This is a genomic window from Christiangramia aquimixticola, from assembly GCF_048285835.1.
GTDB classification, from domain to species: Bacteria; Bacteroidota; Bacteroidia; order Flavobacteriales; family Flavobacteriaceae; genus Christiangramia; species Christiangramia aquimixticola.
In genome coordinates, this window is record NZ_JBLVTL010000313.1 from 1 (window position 1) to 282 (window position 282).

Sequence of the window (282 nt, forward strand, 5' to 3'; positions counted from 1 at the left end):
TTAATTTAAATCCTGCACCTGTCTCTGCATCTTCTTTGATGTAAACCACAGATCTTTCTCCTGTCCATAATACTGCAGATTTTGGGATCACCATTTCTTTGGTCTTACCACCCGCCAGATCGTTTTTCACGATCCCACTCACGAACATCCCGGGTTTAAGCTTTGCTTCCTTGTTAGAAACTTCGATCCTGGCGGTTGCAACTCTGGTGTTATTATTCAATAGCGGATCGATGAAATCTATCTTCCCTTCAAAGGTTTTACCGGGAATAGATTGAACGGTAT

Annotated in this window: 1 protein-coding gene; it reads right to left on the minus strand. The window is 42.2% G+C overall.

Features of this window, described 5'->3' with window-relative positions; all coding sequences use genetic code 11:
* The coding region (locus ACNKXV_RS14620) for an efflux RND transporter periplasmic adaptor subunit (protein WP_417908428.1) at positions 1-282 on the minus strand (282 nt) is incomplete at both ends.